The organism is Oceanobacillus limi (genome assembly GCF_900111445.1).
GTDB lineage: Bacteria > Bacillota > Bacilli > Bacillales > Amphibacillaceae > Ornithinibacillus > Ornithinibacillus limi.
The window spans coordinates 153,097-168,373 of the sequence record NZ_FOHE01000004.1 but is presented as its reverse complement, the minus strand read 5'-3'; the positions used below and the strand labels follow the sequence as shown (position 1 = coordinate 168,373).

Here is a 15,277-nt window from a genome sequence, read left to right as displayed (position 1 = left end):
AATTACGTTCAGTCCCTGTTAATTGGTTCATTTTTTTGCGTATATACATAGGAATACGATGTATATAGAATAACTATAGTGAGGAGGGTTTCGTATGGAGCTTAAAATGAAACGGAGGGATTTTATTTTCTTCCTTGTTTGTATAGGGTTAGGATGGCTGGCGGAAATTAGCTTTTTCCATGGTGAAATTGGCATTTCCTATCTCGTTTTTATTACTGGATTTTATGTTGTCCTTTTTGGTCGCTATAAACTGGCATTTTATAACCGGAGAATAGGGTTACTTCTAATGGTTGCTATTTGGGTGTTGGCCGGATCGTATACATTTTATGATAATGTCTTGTTTCGCCATGTAAATGTTTTATTTATTCCTGTACTTGTATTTTTTCATATTGTATTGATTACAAGTCCAAATAATATTAATTGGAGTAAACCTGCTTTTGTCGCATATTTAATTAGAAAGCTACAGCAAGGAATTAAATATAGCACTCGATTTTGTAAGTTGGGTTTGAAAAAAGTATTCAAAAATATGGATGAACAAACAGCACAGACGATTAAACGTATTATTATCGGGATGGTAATTGGAATCCCCTTGTTATTTGTTATAACAAGTTTATTAATGTCAGCAGATTCCGTTTTTCAAGATATGGTGTTACAACTCCCTGAGTTTATATTGCAGCTTAATTTTTTAGAAGGGTTATTTAGAGCAATTCTTGTTTTCGGATTTTCTTTCCTCTTCTTTGGTATATTTCAGGTGCTATATGTGCGGTTAAAGCCTCCAAAAGAGAGTTTTCGTCCTATTAATACCCAACAGAAAGAGCTGCGGTGGGATGGTGTTATAGCTATTACGATCTTAGTGTTGCTAAATGTAGTCTATGTTCTATTTACAATTATACAGTTTACGTATTTCTTTAATGGTGGATTACAGTCTGGTTTTACGTATGCGGAATATGCGCGAAGAGGTTTCTTTGAACTTGTATTTGTGACTTTAATTAACTGGAGTTTGTTAATTAGCTTTCTAAAACTAGTGAAGGAAGACAGCAGTTCGATGAAGTTGATGCTTAAAGTTATGTACTCGCTTCTTATTCTCGTAAGTGGTGTAATGCTTACATCGGCGTATCAGCGATTAAGCCTGTATGAAACGGCATATGGATTTACGTTGGACCGACTTTTGGCGCACGCATTTATGATCTTTTTAATGGTCATATTTGCATATACGTTCATTCGAGTATGGGTGGAAAGATTATCAATTCTTCATTTTTACTTAATTGTAGCTCTTGTATTTTATACCGGTTTAAATGCAATTAGTTTGGAAAAAATCGTTGTATCAAATAATTTAGAGCGTTATGAGGAAACAGGGAAAATTGATATTTATTATTTAAGTCGGCTTTCTTATACCGGTTTAGATGGATTGATGGATTTATATGAAAAAGAACCAGACTATCCCGAATTAATAAATTTACTGAGTCATCGAAAGCAATGGGTGGACGATCAACAAGATAGTACTTGGCAATCATTTAATTTCACGAAACAACGTGTGACACAACGATTGGAAGAGTTGGATTATTAGAAGGTTTTATTATTTACTAATGTCAACTTAGAACGGAGGAAGTAAAATGGAATCAAGTATACCAAAGCATGTTGCGATTATCATGGATGGAAATGGAAGGTGGGGGAAAAGTAGAGGCCTCACTCGAAGTGAAGGGCATTATGCTGGTGTAAAAGCAATGGAAAAAATGATTGATGCAAGTATTGAGTTGGGAATTGACATATTAACTCTCTATGCATTTTCATCAGAGAACTGGTCGCGACCTGAAGATGAGGTTAACTACTTGATGCACTTGCCAGTAAGATTCTTTAAACAAAAGCTTCCGGAATTTATGAGAAGAAATTGTCAAATACGGATATCCGGCAATACGAAGTCCTTACCTAATAAAACAAAACATGCATTGGAAAAAGCTGTTAATAAAACGAAGCATAATAATGGTCTAATTGTTAACTTTGCTTTTAATTATGGTGGAAGAGCAGATATATTGCAGGCTGTTAGTAAGGTGATTCAAGAAGTGAAAAGTAATAAGATAGACTTAGAAAATATGGATGAAACAATGCTTCAAAAATATTTGTACACCGGTGATTTACCAGATCCAGATATTATTATTCGAACGGGTGGTGAAAAAAGGATAAGTAACTTCCTGTTATGGCAATCCTCTATGTCGGAATTTTACTTTAGTGATGTTTATTTTCCGGACTTCACAAAATATGATTTGTTACAGGCAATTGGAGGAAATCACTATCATACATCGTCCATAGCCATGGAAATGTAAAAAATAAACTTTGCTAGAGGAGTAGGAGTATTAAAGGCGGTGAAAGCTATTTTAATACTCCTTTAGCATACTGAGATTTGATTATTATGGTTAATAGCTATTCTTTCAAAGTCTGCTAAATTCCCTTGATACTCTAGTTGGAATTCAGAAGTTTTTTGTAAATCGTACGGTGTTATAAGGGAAGTGGGTTTTGTAAAGCTGATAATCTTTCCCTCTTCTAATACGGAAGAGACGAATTGTGAGCAGAAGAAAGCTCGTTTACGTTTAATAGACTTATTAAACATGACTCCAAATAATCCAATCAAGTTGTAATGGTAAAGATGCTGTTGTTCTTCAATCTGATTAATAAAGGTCTTTGCCTTTTGAAATTGTTCGGTTGAAACTTCACAAGAATAAACGGCGCATCTTGCATGAAGAAAGATTGTTGCTTGAAAATCTTCTTTAACAAAGCCCCCGATAAATGGATTGTTCGGCATCTTACGCCCGAAGCTGTAAACATTGGATAAATTTTCGTCTAAACATATTGATGCATGATTAAATGGCTTTTTTGTATAAGCCTTTATTAATCTTGTAAATACTGTTCCTGTATCTGTTAGAATTAGATAAATCTTTTTCTTCTGCATATATTCTAGTCCCCTTCATCTCTAATAGCTTTATCTATACTCTATACAAAAAATATAAAGAATAGCTTAAATAAATTATTAAGAAATTCTTAATTTATAACTTACTAGTTTTTTGTAAATGGATGAAGCCACTTAAGGAATATTTTGGGGTAAGACTTGAGGCTTATTTTAATTATTGGTAATAAGAATGTCGGGATAATTGTTGATCGCTGGATTATAAAGAAGTTTTCGGGTAAGACAAGAACAGTCTGGGTTGTAACCGTATTTTTAAATGGATAGAGAGATGGAAAATGGATCTATTGAAAATTGGTATTCTAGTATTCGACTGGTGGTGGAATACTTTATTTTTTTTCAGTGAGAAAAAACAAGATTCATCCAACCACATTAGGTACAAATAGCGGAATGGATTCACATCAATGACGAAGTGGAACCTCATTCCGCTAAATGGCCAAATTTAGCCATCTGGAGCATGGTTTGGAACCTCATTCCTTTATTTACCTTTTTTCAGTACAATTTATCCTAATTTATGTCTAATAGCGGAATGAGAAACATCATACTCCTTGTTTGGCCTGTATTTTTGACAATTAACGGAACTAGGATCCACATCAATGACGAAGTGGAATCTCATTCCACTAAAGCAACTTTGTTTTGGAAAACTTGCAAAAGAAATCCGGTCACCAGATGTATAATTCTTTAACTCTAACCCATTAATTTTTCTTTTTCGTAGCTTCTGTCATTTGGTGCCAAATGGATCCTTTGGCTTCTTCTCCCCCTTGAATTCGTGCTAAAGCCATTTTTGCTTGCATACGAACTTCAAACTCTGGATCTTCTAAAGCATCTTGTAATGCTGGTACTGCCGTATCGTCACCAACCTCATATAAAAACATTGCAGCACGCCAACGAACGAGGCGGCTGGAATCCGTTAACGTTTTTGTCATTTCTGGGATAGCGTCTTTAAATCCAAGATCAGATAAACAATCCCCAGCTGTGCGACGGACATTAACAGCCTTATCATTAAGCGCTTTGTACAAATAAGGAAGTACAGCTCGATCTTCAATCATTCCAAGATATGCCGTTGCGAGTCGGCGAATGGATGCCTTTTGGTCATCTAATGCTTTCTCAAGTACGGATAAATCCTCCAGCGATGGATCCATTCGATCAAGTGCAGCATACCGTTCTTTCCAATTCGGATTATCTAGCATTTCTAACGTTACATTTTTCCAAGGTCGTTTTTCTTCAAATTGCTTCGATTCGGAGGCTAGTTTAATTAGGTTTTTTAACCTTTCTTCATCATAGCTAGCTGTTATTTCATCTACCACTTCCTGACCAATATCTTCAAGCTTTCCGTAACGTGGGCCTTGTTCCATCCATTTCCGTTCTTCTAACATATTATCTGATGTCATAGATGCTTCCATCACTGCATTCATGAATTGTTGGGGTAGACCAAAGCGTTGTTCTTTGTCGCCTTCCTCTAATTTTACTTGCATGGGAATATTTCGAAACAATTGAATGAAAACATTGACTTCACCAAAATGTTCATCTTTAGAAGTGGTATTGGCCGCTAAGGATGCATCTTCTCTAGCGCCAAAAATAGCACGAACCTCTGGTAATATTTCTTCCCAGTTGACGCGGGGATCTCTTTCTAAAGCAATAAAATCAATTACTCGGTATATTCCCTTAACTCCATGAACAGAAAACAATTTCGTGATATACTCAGGTGCGCTAGAAAGGTCGTCACCTTGCTTGTAATTTTCCGTCTTTCCATCAGCCAACCGCTCATCCAAAACGATTTTCATGGAGTATGGACTTGGAGTTGGTTCAATTGATACAATCTTCAATTCGTTTCCCCCTTTAATGGCATTCATTACAATTGATCGTATCAAAGAATAAGGTGCCTGTCACTTAGTCGAATTTCTGATAAACGGTAATCACTGAAACAAATTAGTTAAACGGGTCGTCTTATAGATAGATTTATATTTACGCATCTTTGGAAGGAGTTTTAGGTTGAAATTTCATAGCAAAATATTAATAGGATTAAGTGTAATCATTATTTTTTCGGTATTTTTCACAGGAGGAATTACGGTATCTGCTGCTAATAACGGTGAATCCGATTTAACAGAAAAGATGAAGGGGTGGGAAAACCAAGGGATTGATCCAAACCATTCAGAAGTTATTGAAGAAATAAGAATGTATATTGAATCAAATTTCGATCCAGAAGTATTTGCAAGCCTTCATATCGATCGGGAAAAAAGAGCACTTGGGACCATAGTCATTTCCTTTACAGAGCAACCTGCCAATGAAAAACAAAAAGAAATGGAAGCATTATTAGATGAACATGCAGAAATTGAGTTTCAAAAAGTAGACTTTACGGAAAATGAATTAGTACAGAAGCAAAAAGAAGTCGATAAAAATGAATTTGGAAATGGAGAAACTTTCGTCACACATACAAGTGTCGATATCATTACTAACAGAGTTGAAGTTGGCATTGATCCATACAATGAAGAAACAGTGGCAAGCATATATAAAAAATATGGGGATGAAAAGGTGATTGTAGTGGAAGGGAAGCAGGCCACCGCACTCAACGATATGGGAGAAAACGAGTTGGTAGAGAGGAATGATAGGGCAAAAGAGGGGAATTGGGTTGAAAGATTAATTACTTCCATTTCAAGATGGGTTAAAAACATATTCTAAACAGAGAGGGGCATCCCTATACATACAAAGGATGCCCCTTATATCTATTAATTATCGCTTTTTACTTGGTTTGTGTTTCTATCTTTCTCAAACCAAACCAATAATCCTGGAAGTAACACGCCTCTGATTAAGAAGGTATCAATTAATATACCAACTGCTACAATAAATCCAAAAACGAAAAGTAGTTGAATTGGCTGTGTCATTAGTACGGCGAAAGTTGCGGCTAAGATCAGTCCTGCAGAGGAGATCACGCCTCCAGTACTCGCAACGGCAACCTGTACCGCTTCTTTGACGGCCTTCTTTTTCCTTTCTTCCATAAATCGAGATACAAGAATGATGTTATAATCAATTCCTAGCGCTACTAGAAAGATAAACGCATAAACTGGAACTCTATTGCTAATCGTGTCTATATCAAAAAATAAGTTTGTTAGAAACATGCCTAACCCTAATGCTGCTCCAAACGATACAAGTATTGTTCCCATCATATAAATTGGCATCTTGAACGATCTTGTTAAGAATATGAGCATTAGGAAGATTAATATCGTTTCAAGTAATACGATGAGTATTAAATCACGGGTATTGGCTGAACGGTCATCTACGGAAGTTGCAGTTTCGCCTGTAAAATATAGCTCTCCGTTAATCTGATTATCTGATAAAATTGTTTCAGCATTATGTTGCATGGTTTCAAGAGCATCTAATGTTTCTTCGGCATAGGGGTTCTCCGTGAAAGTTAAACTAAATGTAATAGCAGTTGCTTCATCATTTTTCTGATCGACGCGAACATCTGCAACTAGCTCTTGTTCTAATAAGTATTCTATGAAGTCCTGCTGTTTTGTATCGGTTATCTTATCCTCGGATTCTAGCAAAATCGTAGTTGGTGCTAACTCTCCTGCTTCAAAGTTATTTTCCAATATCTCATAACCTACACGAGATGACATATCTTCTGGGAAAGATTTAATAAGATCAAATTCGTATTTCAAGTTAAACAAATAACTAGCAGAAATAATAATAAAGATTCCCACTACGATTACAGATGTTTTAGGTCTGTTTGTAACGGAATGACCAGCTTTACTCCAAAATGAGGTATCTTTTACTTTAGAATCTCCAACCTTAGGGATAACTGGCCAAAAAGATTTTCTACCGAATAAAGTGAAAAGTGCTGGAATTAAGGTGACCGACGATAAAATGATGACTACAAGTGTTGTTCCGAATATTGGTGCAAAGTTTTGGTAATCCCTTAATGTCGCAAAAATTAAGATTAACATTGCGGCTAACACCGTAGCACCCGAGTAAAACACAGGAAGTCCAGTACCTCGCATTGCTTCTTTCATAGCAAGGTATTTATCATCATTCGTTTTTAGTTCCTCTCTAAACCTAGAAAATACAAATAAGGAATAGTCAATAACAGCGGCGAATAAAAGAATGGACATTATGGAAACGGACTGTGAACTCATTAATAGTCCAGCTTTACCAAATATGCCTAAGATTTGTGTAACAATTTGATAAACAAATACAGCCCCTAATAAAGGAATGATTGCTAGTAATGGTGAACGATAGATTACCACTAACAATACTAAAATGATCGCTACAGTTGAGAAGATCAGTACGAGATCTGCTCTTGTAAATAAGTCTGTCGTATCAACAGCGATTCCTGCTGGACCTGTTACATATAATACTAGGTTTGTTTCATTTTCTACGATTGTATGAATCTGATTTAAAGCATGATCAATATCTGGTGTATCCAATGATGGATGAAAATTTAACGGTATAAATGCTGTTTTATGGTCTTCGGAATAGAAATTTTCTGTAGCTTGAGGCGGCAGTTGGCCAATTGGAAGGATTTCCTCAACTCCAGAAATATTTTCATCTGCAATTTGGTTGGTGATTTTTTCAAGATCTGTTCGTTCTACTTCACCAGTACTCGCTTTAAACACAAGTAATCCGGGAATTTGTTCATTACCTTCAAAGTATTTTTCTATTTTTTCAGTTGCGATAACTGATGGGGCGTCTTCAGGTAGTGATTCGATACTAGTCACTTGATAATCTCTTGCTGCAGGAGCGAACATCGTTAATACAATCATGGCAAATAGCCAAATCCCCAACGTGATCCACGTTCCTTTTTTGGAAGAAACACGGTCTGTGACAAACTGTAAGATGGTTTTCATAATATATTCCTTTCCATTTATAATTTTCATAAAGTGACACGAGTGTCACTTAAAGTAAAAAATAAGCGACACAGTCGTCACAAATAAATTATCTGTGAAAGTGACACCTGTGTCAATTATTATATTTTGAACATTCCATGACGGAGTATTTCTTTTATAGAGGAGACCCATTCGCTATAGGGAAGGTTTTCGTGATTTGGAATAGCAATCGTTTGAAAGATAAATCCTAAGAATAATCCATTAGGAATGGATGGTTTTATAATTCCCTCTTGTTTGCCTAACTCAACAAAGCTTTGTAAGCTTGTGTACATTTCGTAATGAAGCTGATCAAGTTGTTCTTGGTTTTCATGTACTTTCGTATTAGGAGACCTTGGTATTTCAAGCCCGATCTCTCGTAGTCGATGAATTTCTTGATCGTGGAAAATTAGATGGATTAAATAATCAAATTTCTCCTCAAATGATTTATATTCTTGAATTTTATGTAGTTGAACCATAAATTTTTTCATTTCAAAAACCATATATTCACTTATTAAAACTTCTTTATTCTCGAAGTATTTATAGAGAGCTCCCCGAGAAATATCTAAACGATTGGCTAGCATGCTGAATGTAAATCCATCATATCCATGTTCCAATAGTAGGTGCTTGGTTGATTGGTATAAGTCAACTGTTGAAAATTTGCGTTCACGTGCCATTTGCTCACCTCTAGATTTATTATAATGAATTCAATCTAAAAATGAAATAGAGGTATAAAGACGGTATGTAAAACGAAACCTACGTAATATGATTTAACATCCTAAATGAGGTGAAAAAATGCCATATAGAGAACAAATTCCAATTGATAAAGGAATAGATAATAGTCTAGCTCTGATGACGGAAGGCTATAAATATATTACCAATAGGAGGGAACGTTTTGGGAGGGATATGTTTGAAACAAGACTACTTGGCGGTCAAAGAGCAATATGTATTGCTGGAGAAGAAGCAGCGAAAGTGTTTTATGATGAAGAAAAAATCATGCGAAAAGGTGCGGCCCCTAAACGAATAAGGCAGACAATCTTTGGAGAGAAAGCGATTCAAACAATGGATGGTGCTTCCCACGAACATCGAAAAGCGTTATTTATGTCATTTATGAGTGAAGATAAGTTAAAAGAAGTTGTGAACATAACTAGAGATGTATATGACCAATTTATTCAGAAATGGGAAGAAATGGATAAGGTCGTATTATTTGAGGAATCCAAGGAATTGTTAACACTTGTTGCCTGTCGTTGGGCTGGTGTTCCCCTGCAATCGGGTGAAGTAAAACAACGGACAAATGAGCTTGCAGCCCTATTTGATTCTGCTGCTGCTATTGGTCCGAGACACTGGCGTGGTAGACAAGCTCGTAACAGTGCGGAAAGCTGGATTAGGAATATGATTGAACAAATTAGGTCAGGAAATATGAAAGCAGATGAAACCATATTATCTAAAATAGCGAATTATCGAGATTCGCAGGGTAATTTATTAAATAGTCAAGTTGCAGCTGTCGAAGTGCTAAATATATTGCGTCCTATTGTGGCGATCGCTGTATATATGACCTTTTGTGCACTGGCAATCCATAAGTTCCCCAAGCAATCGGAAAAGTTAAGTGATGCAGATGACGCTTATAATGAAATGTTTGTTCAGGAAGTGCGGCGCTATTACCCATTTTTTCCATTTGCAGCAGCACGCGTACGAAAGGATTTCCTTTGGCAAGGGCATGACTTTAAAAAAGGAAATTTAGTACTGCTTGATATTTATGGTACGAATCACCATCCTAAGCTATGGAAAAAGCCTTGGTTATTTAATCCGAATCGGTTTGCTAATCGAGATGATAATCCGTTTGATTTTATACCACAAGGTGGTGGAGATTATTATGAAGGTCATCGTTGTCCTGGTGAATGGCTGACAATTGAAGTCATGAAGATTACGACTGATATATTTGCGCGTAAAATGGATTATAATGTACCAGCACAAAACTTAGAGTATAGTATGATGAGAATGCCGAGCCTACCAAAGAGTAGATTTGTGTTTACAAGCGTTAAGAAAATAAATAGGTGAATTTAATTTCTCCCCTATAAAAATTGATTGAAAGTCTCTTTTTAGGGGATTCTTTTTGCTTCCATTTAAGGAGGGTTATTCTAAACAAATTCCTTCTTTTATACTAGGACAACCAAGTTTCGAATAACGTAATAAATAGATATTAGCTTATTGGGGGAATATGATATGGAACTTCATGTTGTCGAACGTGGTGAATCTTTAAGGAGAATTGCCGAGGAATATATAGCTGATGTAAATCAGGCTTTTTTACTCAATCGAATAGAGAATCCGAAAGAACTTGTTGCCGGGCAAACCCTTGGAGTACCTGAAGTCGAAGAGGATTATGTTGTGCAACCGGGGGATAATTTATGGTTAATTGCTAGTAATTTAGGAGTTACGGTTAAGGATCTTGTACAAACTAACGATATTACAAATCCAAGTTTGATATATGTAGGTGAAATGCTAAAGATACCCTTTTTTATCCATACGGTTAAACCGGGTGAATATCTCTGGGCCATCGCTCTGCGGTATGATGTTACCATTTATCAAATTTTACAAACGAATCAAATTGAAAGTCCTTCCTTAATTTATCCAGGTCAAACTTTACAAATCCCTCGAAAAAGAAAACCGACTATTGAAGTAAATGCCTATACAATAAGAATGAATGCACAAGGAAGGCAAGAAGTACTAGCACTTGGTCGGAATTTTACATACCTTTCTCCGTTTGTGCACAGTTTTCATCGTGATGGAAGTCTTACTGAAGTGCAAGGTATTCCAATGCTAGAGGCTGGTAATGCCAATCAAGTTTCCCCACTCTTCGTAATTACAAATTTTCGGGAGCAAACCTTTGACTCCGATTTAGCTGCAACCCTATTACGTAATACTCAACTCCAAGAAACTCTATTAACAAATATACTCAAAATCATGAAGGAGAAAAATTATGCTGGCTTAACTATTGATTTTGAATACGTATATCCAGAAGATCGCGAAAATTATAGTATATTTTTGCGACGAGCTAGGGAAAGGTTGCATCCAGATGGTTTTACACTATCTACTTCCCTGGCTCCAAAGGAAAGGGAGGATCAAAAAGGATTACTTTATGAGGCTCATGATTATCCAGTACATGGTGAAATTGTAGATTTTGTTATTTTAATGACCTATGAGTGGGGGTGGGCTGGAGGTGAGCCTTGGCCAATTGCACCAATTAATAAAATGCGTGATGTATTAGATTATGCTATTACTGCTATTCCTTCGAATAAAATAATGTTGGGAATCCCCTTGTATGGACGGGACTGGAAAATACCGTGGGAGGAGGGGACCATTGCTCAAATGGTAAGTCCCATGGAAGCAATAAATACAGCAGCAAAAATAAATGTAGCAATTCAATATCACGAAGTCTATCAGTCTCCCTATTACCATTACGTAGATGAAGGTGGGCAAGAACATGAAGTTTGGTTTGAGGATGCAAAAAGTATGCAAGCAAAGTACGATTTAATTAAAGCGTACGGCCTTAGGGGGCTAGTTTTTGGGTATTAGGAAGTTCATTTCCACAAAATTGGCCGGTCTTACAAGAAAATTTTCGTATTCGAAGATTTTAGTAGGAATCATTAAAACCCCATTATCGATAATGGGGTTTTTGAAGCTCGTTCTGTTAGTATATAACTTTCGCTGAAGAGGATAAAAATCAAGGTGAAAGACGATTCTTTCCATCGCTTACTCATTTTTGTGTTGAATGATTGTTTCCTCTAGTAGTTCTTTGAATTTTTGTCTTTCGGTGTCGGTAAAAGGTTTAGGCCCCTTAGTTTTTTGGCCACTTCTTCTAGCCTTAGCGCTAGCATGCCTTGTTTGTAACAAACGGTCAATATTTTCATTTGTATAAGCAAAACCTTTATGGTGTAAAACAATGCACCCTTTTCCAAGTCCTAAAGAGGCTAATCCGTAATCCTGTGTAATAATGATATCGTTTTTTTGAGCCATTTGCATAATTCGATAATCTGCAGCATCTGCTCCAGTGTCTACATATACTGTTTCAACACCTGCAACTTCTTCATCGTGAGAAAAGTGGCTAAAGCTTTTTACGAGAACAACATGGAGGCCGACTTTTTTTGCTACTGTAATCACGATATCCTTTACTGGGCTTGCATCCGCATCAACATAAATTTTCATGTGCTATCTCCTAAATTAATATTACTTTTATCTAATCGAACCGAAATTCATTTGTCAACTGTTAGGAGCATGAAGTTTGGTGGAGTAGTATACTTATATTTAATCTCTAGGTCGTACCATCGTCGTAATCTTTAATTTCAATGATTTCTTGGTTTTCAAAAGTCGGTTTCGTTAGCTTGTTTAATCCAGTTGAGGGTATGGACAAAGAAGATAATGTATTATTTATTCCGAGGTAAATAATAATGCCGGCTAATAAGATGACAATGATGATAAATCGATAAATTCCTTTCCTCATGTTTACCTCCTTTCAAATTTTTAATTATATATTATATAATATTCTGAACAAACAGTCAAATGGGATGTGTTTGAAACTATTTTCCTTCTGTACCGTAGTATAGGAAAGTATGAGCGTGGGGGGGCTGGATGAAGAAGATTTTAATGGTGGTCATCGTTGTTGGTGGACTAGGAATGTTTTTTCTTATTAATAGCTTTAGCGATGAAATTAGTAATAGTCAGAGTGAATTTAGTTCAGGATCCAAAGCAAATAGTATCTTTGAAAATTACAAGGCATCAGGAGCAGATTGTACAAAAGTAAAAGATATATTGATACGAGGAGATTGCTTCCAAGAAGTAAATGATAAGTATTTAGAATGGTATCTTGATCAATCCAAAAGAGATTTCGATTTTTCTTTTCAACAAGAACAAAACCATTGGAAGGATATTTTTTATTACGAAATTAGTCCAGAAGATCATTTAGAGGAATTAGTAGAAACAGAACATAATTTAGACGATGAAGATACCTTTCCGAGTGGTGATTCTAATTATCAGAGAGGAATAGAAACTGTTCAAGAATATTGGTATGTTTTTTCGAACATGATCCCAGTAGAGTACCGTGAATCACTAAAAAGCGTATATTGGACAGATACTGGGGAAGATTTTGTTTTAGGAATTGGGAGAGACGAAGAAAACCTTGAAGATACTCTATTCATGATTTCACACAATGTTGGAGAATATCACCCATTAATAAAAGCGACGTTGATTCATGAATTTGGCCATGTTCTAACTTTGGGAGAACAACAAGTATCCATAGATGAAGAAGTTTACCTTTCAGAGGAAGAGGATGTGTGGAAGGAAGCAGAAGAAGCGTGTTCTACTTATTTTGTATCCTATGGTTGGGGTTGTGTTGATGAATCGAGTTACTTATTTGCCTATTATCAGCAATTCTGGGATGATATATTTAACGAATTCGTTCAGATTGACTGGGCTGCTGAGCGTGATTATGAAGATTTTTTCTTTCATCATGAAGAGCGCTTTTTTAATAGCTATCAAGGAACCAATCCTGAAGAGGATATAGCAGAGGCATTTACCTTTTTTATCATGATGGATCGTACTGAAGTTGAAGAAGGATCCGAAATGAAGTACGAAAAAATACGTTTCTTTTATCAATACGATGAATTAGTGGCGTTACGAACGCGAATACTAGAAAACATTTATAACCTATCCGTGGAAAATGGAGAATTTTATTAACGGTGCCAGGCACTTGTCGAACATTCGACAGGTGCCTGGCACCGTTTTTTATGAAGTAAAATAATGTGCACTTTACAATAATGTGCGTCATACACTATAATGATTTTAGGAGTTGATTGAATGAGTGATGTTACGGTGCACATTGATAAGGTGATGCAGGAATTACGTAGGGGAACGATTACGATCGGTGTGTTAAGTCAGCTATCCGAACCGCAATATGGTTATTCGCTGGTCTCTAAATTAAATGATAAAGGCATTCAAGTAGAAGCTGGGACACTTTATCCGTTATTAAGAAGGCTGGAAAAGCAGGGGTTGCTAATGAGTGAATGGGATACAAATGAAGCTAGACCTAGAAAGTACTATCTTCTAAGCGACTTAGGAAAACAAGTCTTTCAGCAATTGTGTGATGAGTGGAATGGGATTGTAAGCAGTCTAGATGGATTACTAAAAGGTGAAGGGGGGAAGAAGAATGGAAGTGATTGAACGCTATGTATATGCTGTTACCCAGCGACTGCCGGAGAAACAACGGGAAGATATCGCAATAGAACTTCGGGGATTAATCGAAGACATGGTAGAAGAACGTTCCAATCACGAAAGTAGTAAAATGGAAGTGGTTAAAGAGGTGTTGATCGAGCTAGGAAATCCTAAGGAACTAGCACAGCGATACCGAGGTGTAAATAACTACCTGATTGGCCCTGAATTGTTTGATTCCTATCTCACGGTCTTAAAGATTGTACTATTTTCTTTATTAGGAGCAATGGGTATAGTTTTCATCATTCAATCAGTGGTATATCCAGTAGGTATACTGGATCATTTTATTGATTTTATTGTATCCATTGTTTCTGCTGGTCCGTCTGCGTTTGGATGGGTTACTTTCGTGTTTATGATGGTCGAGTATTCCAATAAAGATAAAGCTCAAGATAGCAAAGTGGAAAAACAGTGGGAACCATCAGAACTGCCACCAGTTCCCGATCCGAAGCTTGATATAAAGCGTCGTGAACCAATTATAAGTATCGTTTTTTATGTTTTCGCTATGGTTCTTTTCTTATTTTCAAGTAACTACTTTGGTGTTTTTGTATTCAATGAAGAAGAACCGATTCGGGTAATTCCTTTTCTCAATGAAAATGAAATATCAACCTACCTACCTTTTATATTAGTTATACTGGGACTTTCTATCGCCATGGAAGTGTTAAAAATTATTTTTGGAAAATGGAATTTAAAACTTGTCGTTTTTACATTTTTTATCCATTTAATTACAATAATAGGGATCATCATCCTTATAACACAAACTTCTTTTTGGAATCCAAACTTTATGATGGAATTAACAGAGGCGGGGATTGTTACTAAAGGGAGCGATGGATATCAAGTTATCAATCAAATATGGACACATTCAACTAACTGGATCATTGTAATCCTTATTATTGGCCTAGTGATAGATGTAGTAAGTGGTTTTGTGAAATCGAAAAAAGGATAAACGATCATTCTTCTTTGGTAGGAAAACAAGACTCAGTTAACGACAATTGGGTCCAATGAGTAGAATGAGGATGGTCCCCATCAAAAGAAGAAGTGGAACCTCATTCCGCTAAATGGTTGAAATTACGTGTCTGGAGCAAGGTTTAGGAACCTCGATCCTTTATTAACCAATTCTTAGTGCAATTTTCACTGATTTATGTCTAATAGAGGAACGAGGACCTCATACTTCAAGTTCGGGCGGTATTTTTGTCATATAACG

Annotated in this window: 14 protein-coding genes; 8 read left to right on the top strand and 6 right to left on the bottom strand. The window is 36.2% G+C overall.

Going from position 1 to position 15,277, the window contains the following annotated elements:
• The first annotated feature begins 94 nt into the window (after nt 1-94).
• The gene (locus tag BMX40_RS06465) at nt 95-1,567 is read left to right on the top strand and encodes a DUF4153 domain-containing protein (RefSeq protein WP_090868029.1); all 1,473 of its coding nucleotides are present in this window, start codon (nt 95-97) and stop codon (nt 1,565-1,567) included.
• 46 nt (nt 1,568-1,613) lie between these two features.
• Nucleotides 1,614-2,321: an undecaprenyl pyrophosphate synthase gene (locus BMX40_RS06460; protein WP_090868027.1), complete on the top strand. Its 708-nt coding sequence runs from the start codon at nt 1,614-1,616 to the stop codon at nt 2,319-2,321.
• Nucleotides 2,322-2,383: 62 nt separating this feature from the next.
• Here BMX40_RS06460 and BMX40_RS06455 read toward each other — a convergent pair whose 3' ends face one another.
• Nucleotides 2,384-2,944, bottom strand: a complete 561-nt coding sequence (locus BMX40_RS06455) for a hypothetical protein (protein WP_090868026.1) — start codon at nt 2,942-2,944, stop codon at nt 2,384-2,386.
• A 707-nt stretch (nt 2,945-3,651) separates the two neighbouring features.
• On the bottom strand, nt 3,652-4,782 hold the full coding sequence (locus BMX40_RS06450) for a conserved virulence factor C family protein (protein WP_090868024.1): 1,131 nt from the start codon (nt 4,780-4,782) through the stop codon (nt 3,652-3,654).
• A 166-nt stretch (nt 4,783-4,948) separates the two neighbouring features.
• On the opposite strand from BMX40_RS06450, the gene BMX40_RS06445 reads away from it, so the two are divergent.
• Nucleotides 4,949-5,635 (top strand): hypothetical protein, encoded by a 687-nt coding sequence (locus tag BMX40_RS06445; protein WP_090868023.1) that lies wholly within the window; start codon nt 4,949-4,951, stop codon nt 5,633-5,635.
• 47 nt (nt 5,636-5,682) lie between these two features.
• Here BMX40_RS06445 and BMX40_RS06440 read toward each other — a convergent pair whose 3' ends face one another.
• Complete coding sequence (locus tag BMX40_RS06440; RefSeq protein WP_090868021.1) at nt 5,683-7,800, bottom strand: MMPL family transporter; 2,118 nt, start codon at nt 7,798-7,800, stop codon at nt 5,683-5,685.
• Between the two features lie 119 nt (nt 7,801-7,919).
• Complete coding sequence (locus BMX40_RS06435) at nt 7,920-8,492, bottom strand: TetR/AcrR family transcriptional regulator (RefSeq protein ID WP_090868019.1); 573 nt, start codon at nt 8,490-8,492, stop codon at nt 7,920-7,922.
• 118 nt (nt 8,493-8,610) lie between these two features.
• Between BMX40_RS06435 and cypC the strand changes: the two genes are divergently transcribed.
• Nucleotides 8,611-9,873 (top strand): CYP152 family fatty-acid peroxygenase CypC, encoded by a 1,263-nt coding sequence (gene cypC, locus BMX40_RS06430; RefSeq protein WP_090868017.1) that lies wholly within the window; start codon nt 8,611-8,613, stop codon nt 9,871-9,873.
• A gap of 165 nt (nt 9,874-10,038) precedes the next feature.
• Nucleotides 10,039-11,388, top strand: coding sequence for a glycoside hydrolase family 18 protein (locus BMX40_RS06425; RefSeq protein ID WP_342028672.1), 1,350 nt, complete (start codon nt 10,039-10,041; stop codon nt 11,386-11,388).
• A 177-nt stretch (nt 11,389-11,565) separates the two neighbouring features.
• Here BMX40_RS06425 and BMX40_RS06420 read toward each other — a convergent pair whose 3' ends face one another.
• Both BMX40_RS06420 and BMX40_RS06415 read right to left on the bottom strand, forming a co-directional pair.
• Nucleotides 11,566-12,018: a YaiI/YqxD family protein gene (locus tag BMX40_RS06420; RefSeq protein ID WP_090868015.1), complete on the bottom strand. Its 453-nt coding sequence runs from the start codon at nt 12,016-12,018 to the stop codon at nt 11,566-11,568.
• A 106-nt stretch (nt 12,019-12,124) separates the two neighbouring features.
• Nucleotides 12,125-12,313 (bottom strand): hypothetical protein, encoded by a 189-nt coding sequence (locus BMX40_RS06415; protein ID WP_090868013.1) that lies wholly within the window; start codon nt 12,311-12,313, stop codon nt 12,125-12,127.
• A 128-nt stretch (nt 12,314-12,441) separates the two neighbouring features.
• On the opposite strand from BMX40_RS06415, the gene BMX40_RS06410 reads away from it, so the two are divergent.
• The 3 genes from BMX40_RS06410 (at nt 12,442) to BMX40_RS06400 (ending at nt 15,019) form a co-directional block, all read left to right on the top strand.
• Nucleotides 12,442-13,545: a hypothetical protein gene (locus BMX40_RS06410; protein ID WP_090868011.1), complete on the top strand. Its 1,104-nt coding sequence runs from the start codon at nt 12,442-12,444 to the stop codon at nt 13,543-13,545.
• A gap of 120 nt (nt 13,546-13,665) precedes the next feature.
• Nucleotides 13,666-14,028: a PadR family transcriptional regulator gene (locus BMX40_RS06405; RefSeq protein ID WP_090868009.1), complete on the top strand. Its 363-nt coding sequence runs from the start codon at nt 13,666-13,668 to the stop codon at nt 14,026-14,028.
• A complete protein-coding gene (locus BMX40_RS06400) occupies nt 14,015-15,019 on the top strand; it encodes an HAAS signaling domain-containing protein (protein ID WP_090868007.1) in 1,005 nt (334 codons plus the stop codon). The genes BMX40_RS06405 and BMX40_RS06400 overlap by 14 nt, the downstream gene beginning before the upstream one ends.
• The last annotated feature ends 258 nt before the right edge of the window (nt 15,020-15,277 follow it).

Excerpts from the sequence above, each read along its gene's own strand:
- BMX40_RS06465 (WP_090868029.1), top strand. The coding sequence starts at position 95 with ATGGAGCTTAAAATGAAACGGAGGGATTTTATTTTCTTCCTTGTTTGT.
- BMX40_RS06460 (WP_090868027.1), top strand. The coding sequence starts at position 1,614 with ATGGAATCAAGTATACCAAAGCATGTTGCGATTATCATGGATGGAAAT.
- BMX40_RS06455 (WP_090868026.1), bottom strand. The coding sequence starts at position 2,944 with ATGCAGAAGAAAAAGATTTATCTAATTCTAACAGATACAGGAACAGTA.
- BMX40_RS06440 (WP_090868021.1), bottom strand. The coding sequence starts at position 7,800 with ATGAAAACCATCTTACAGTTTGTCACAGACCGTGTTTCTTCCAAAAAA.
- BMX40_RS06435 (WP_090868019.1), bottom strand. The coding sequence starts at position 8,492 with ATGGCACGTGAACGCAAATTTTCAACAGTTGACTTATACCAATCAACC.
- cypC (WP_090868017.1), top strand. The coding sequence starts at position 8,611 with ATGCCATATAGAGAACAAATTCCAATTGATAAAGGAATAGATAATAGT.
- BMX40_RS06425 (WP_342028672.1), top strand. The coding sequence starts at position 10,039 with ATGGAACTTCATGTTGTCGAACGTGGTGAATCTTTAAGGAGAATTGCC.
- BMX40_RS06420 (WP_090868015.1), bottom strand. The coding sequence starts at position 12,018 with ATGAAAATTTATGTTGATGCGGATGCAAGCCCAGTAAAGGATATCGTG.
- BMX40_RS06415 (WP_090868013.1), bottom strand. The coding sequence starts at position 12,313 with ATGAGGAAAGGAATTTATCGATTTATCATCATTGTCATCTTATTAGCC.
- BMX40_RS06410 (WP_090868011.1), top strand. The coding sequence starts at position 12,442 with ATGAAGAAGATTTTAATGGTGGTCATCGTTGTTGGTGGACTAGGAATG.
- BMX40_RS06405 (WP_090868009.1), top strand. The coding sequence starts at position 13,666 with ATGAGTGATGTTACGGTGCACATTGATAAGGTGATGCAGGAATTACGT.
- BMX40_RS06400 (WP_090868007.1), top strand. The coding sequence starts at position 14,015 with ATGGAAGTGATTGAACGCTATGTATATGCTGTTACCCAGCGACTGCCG.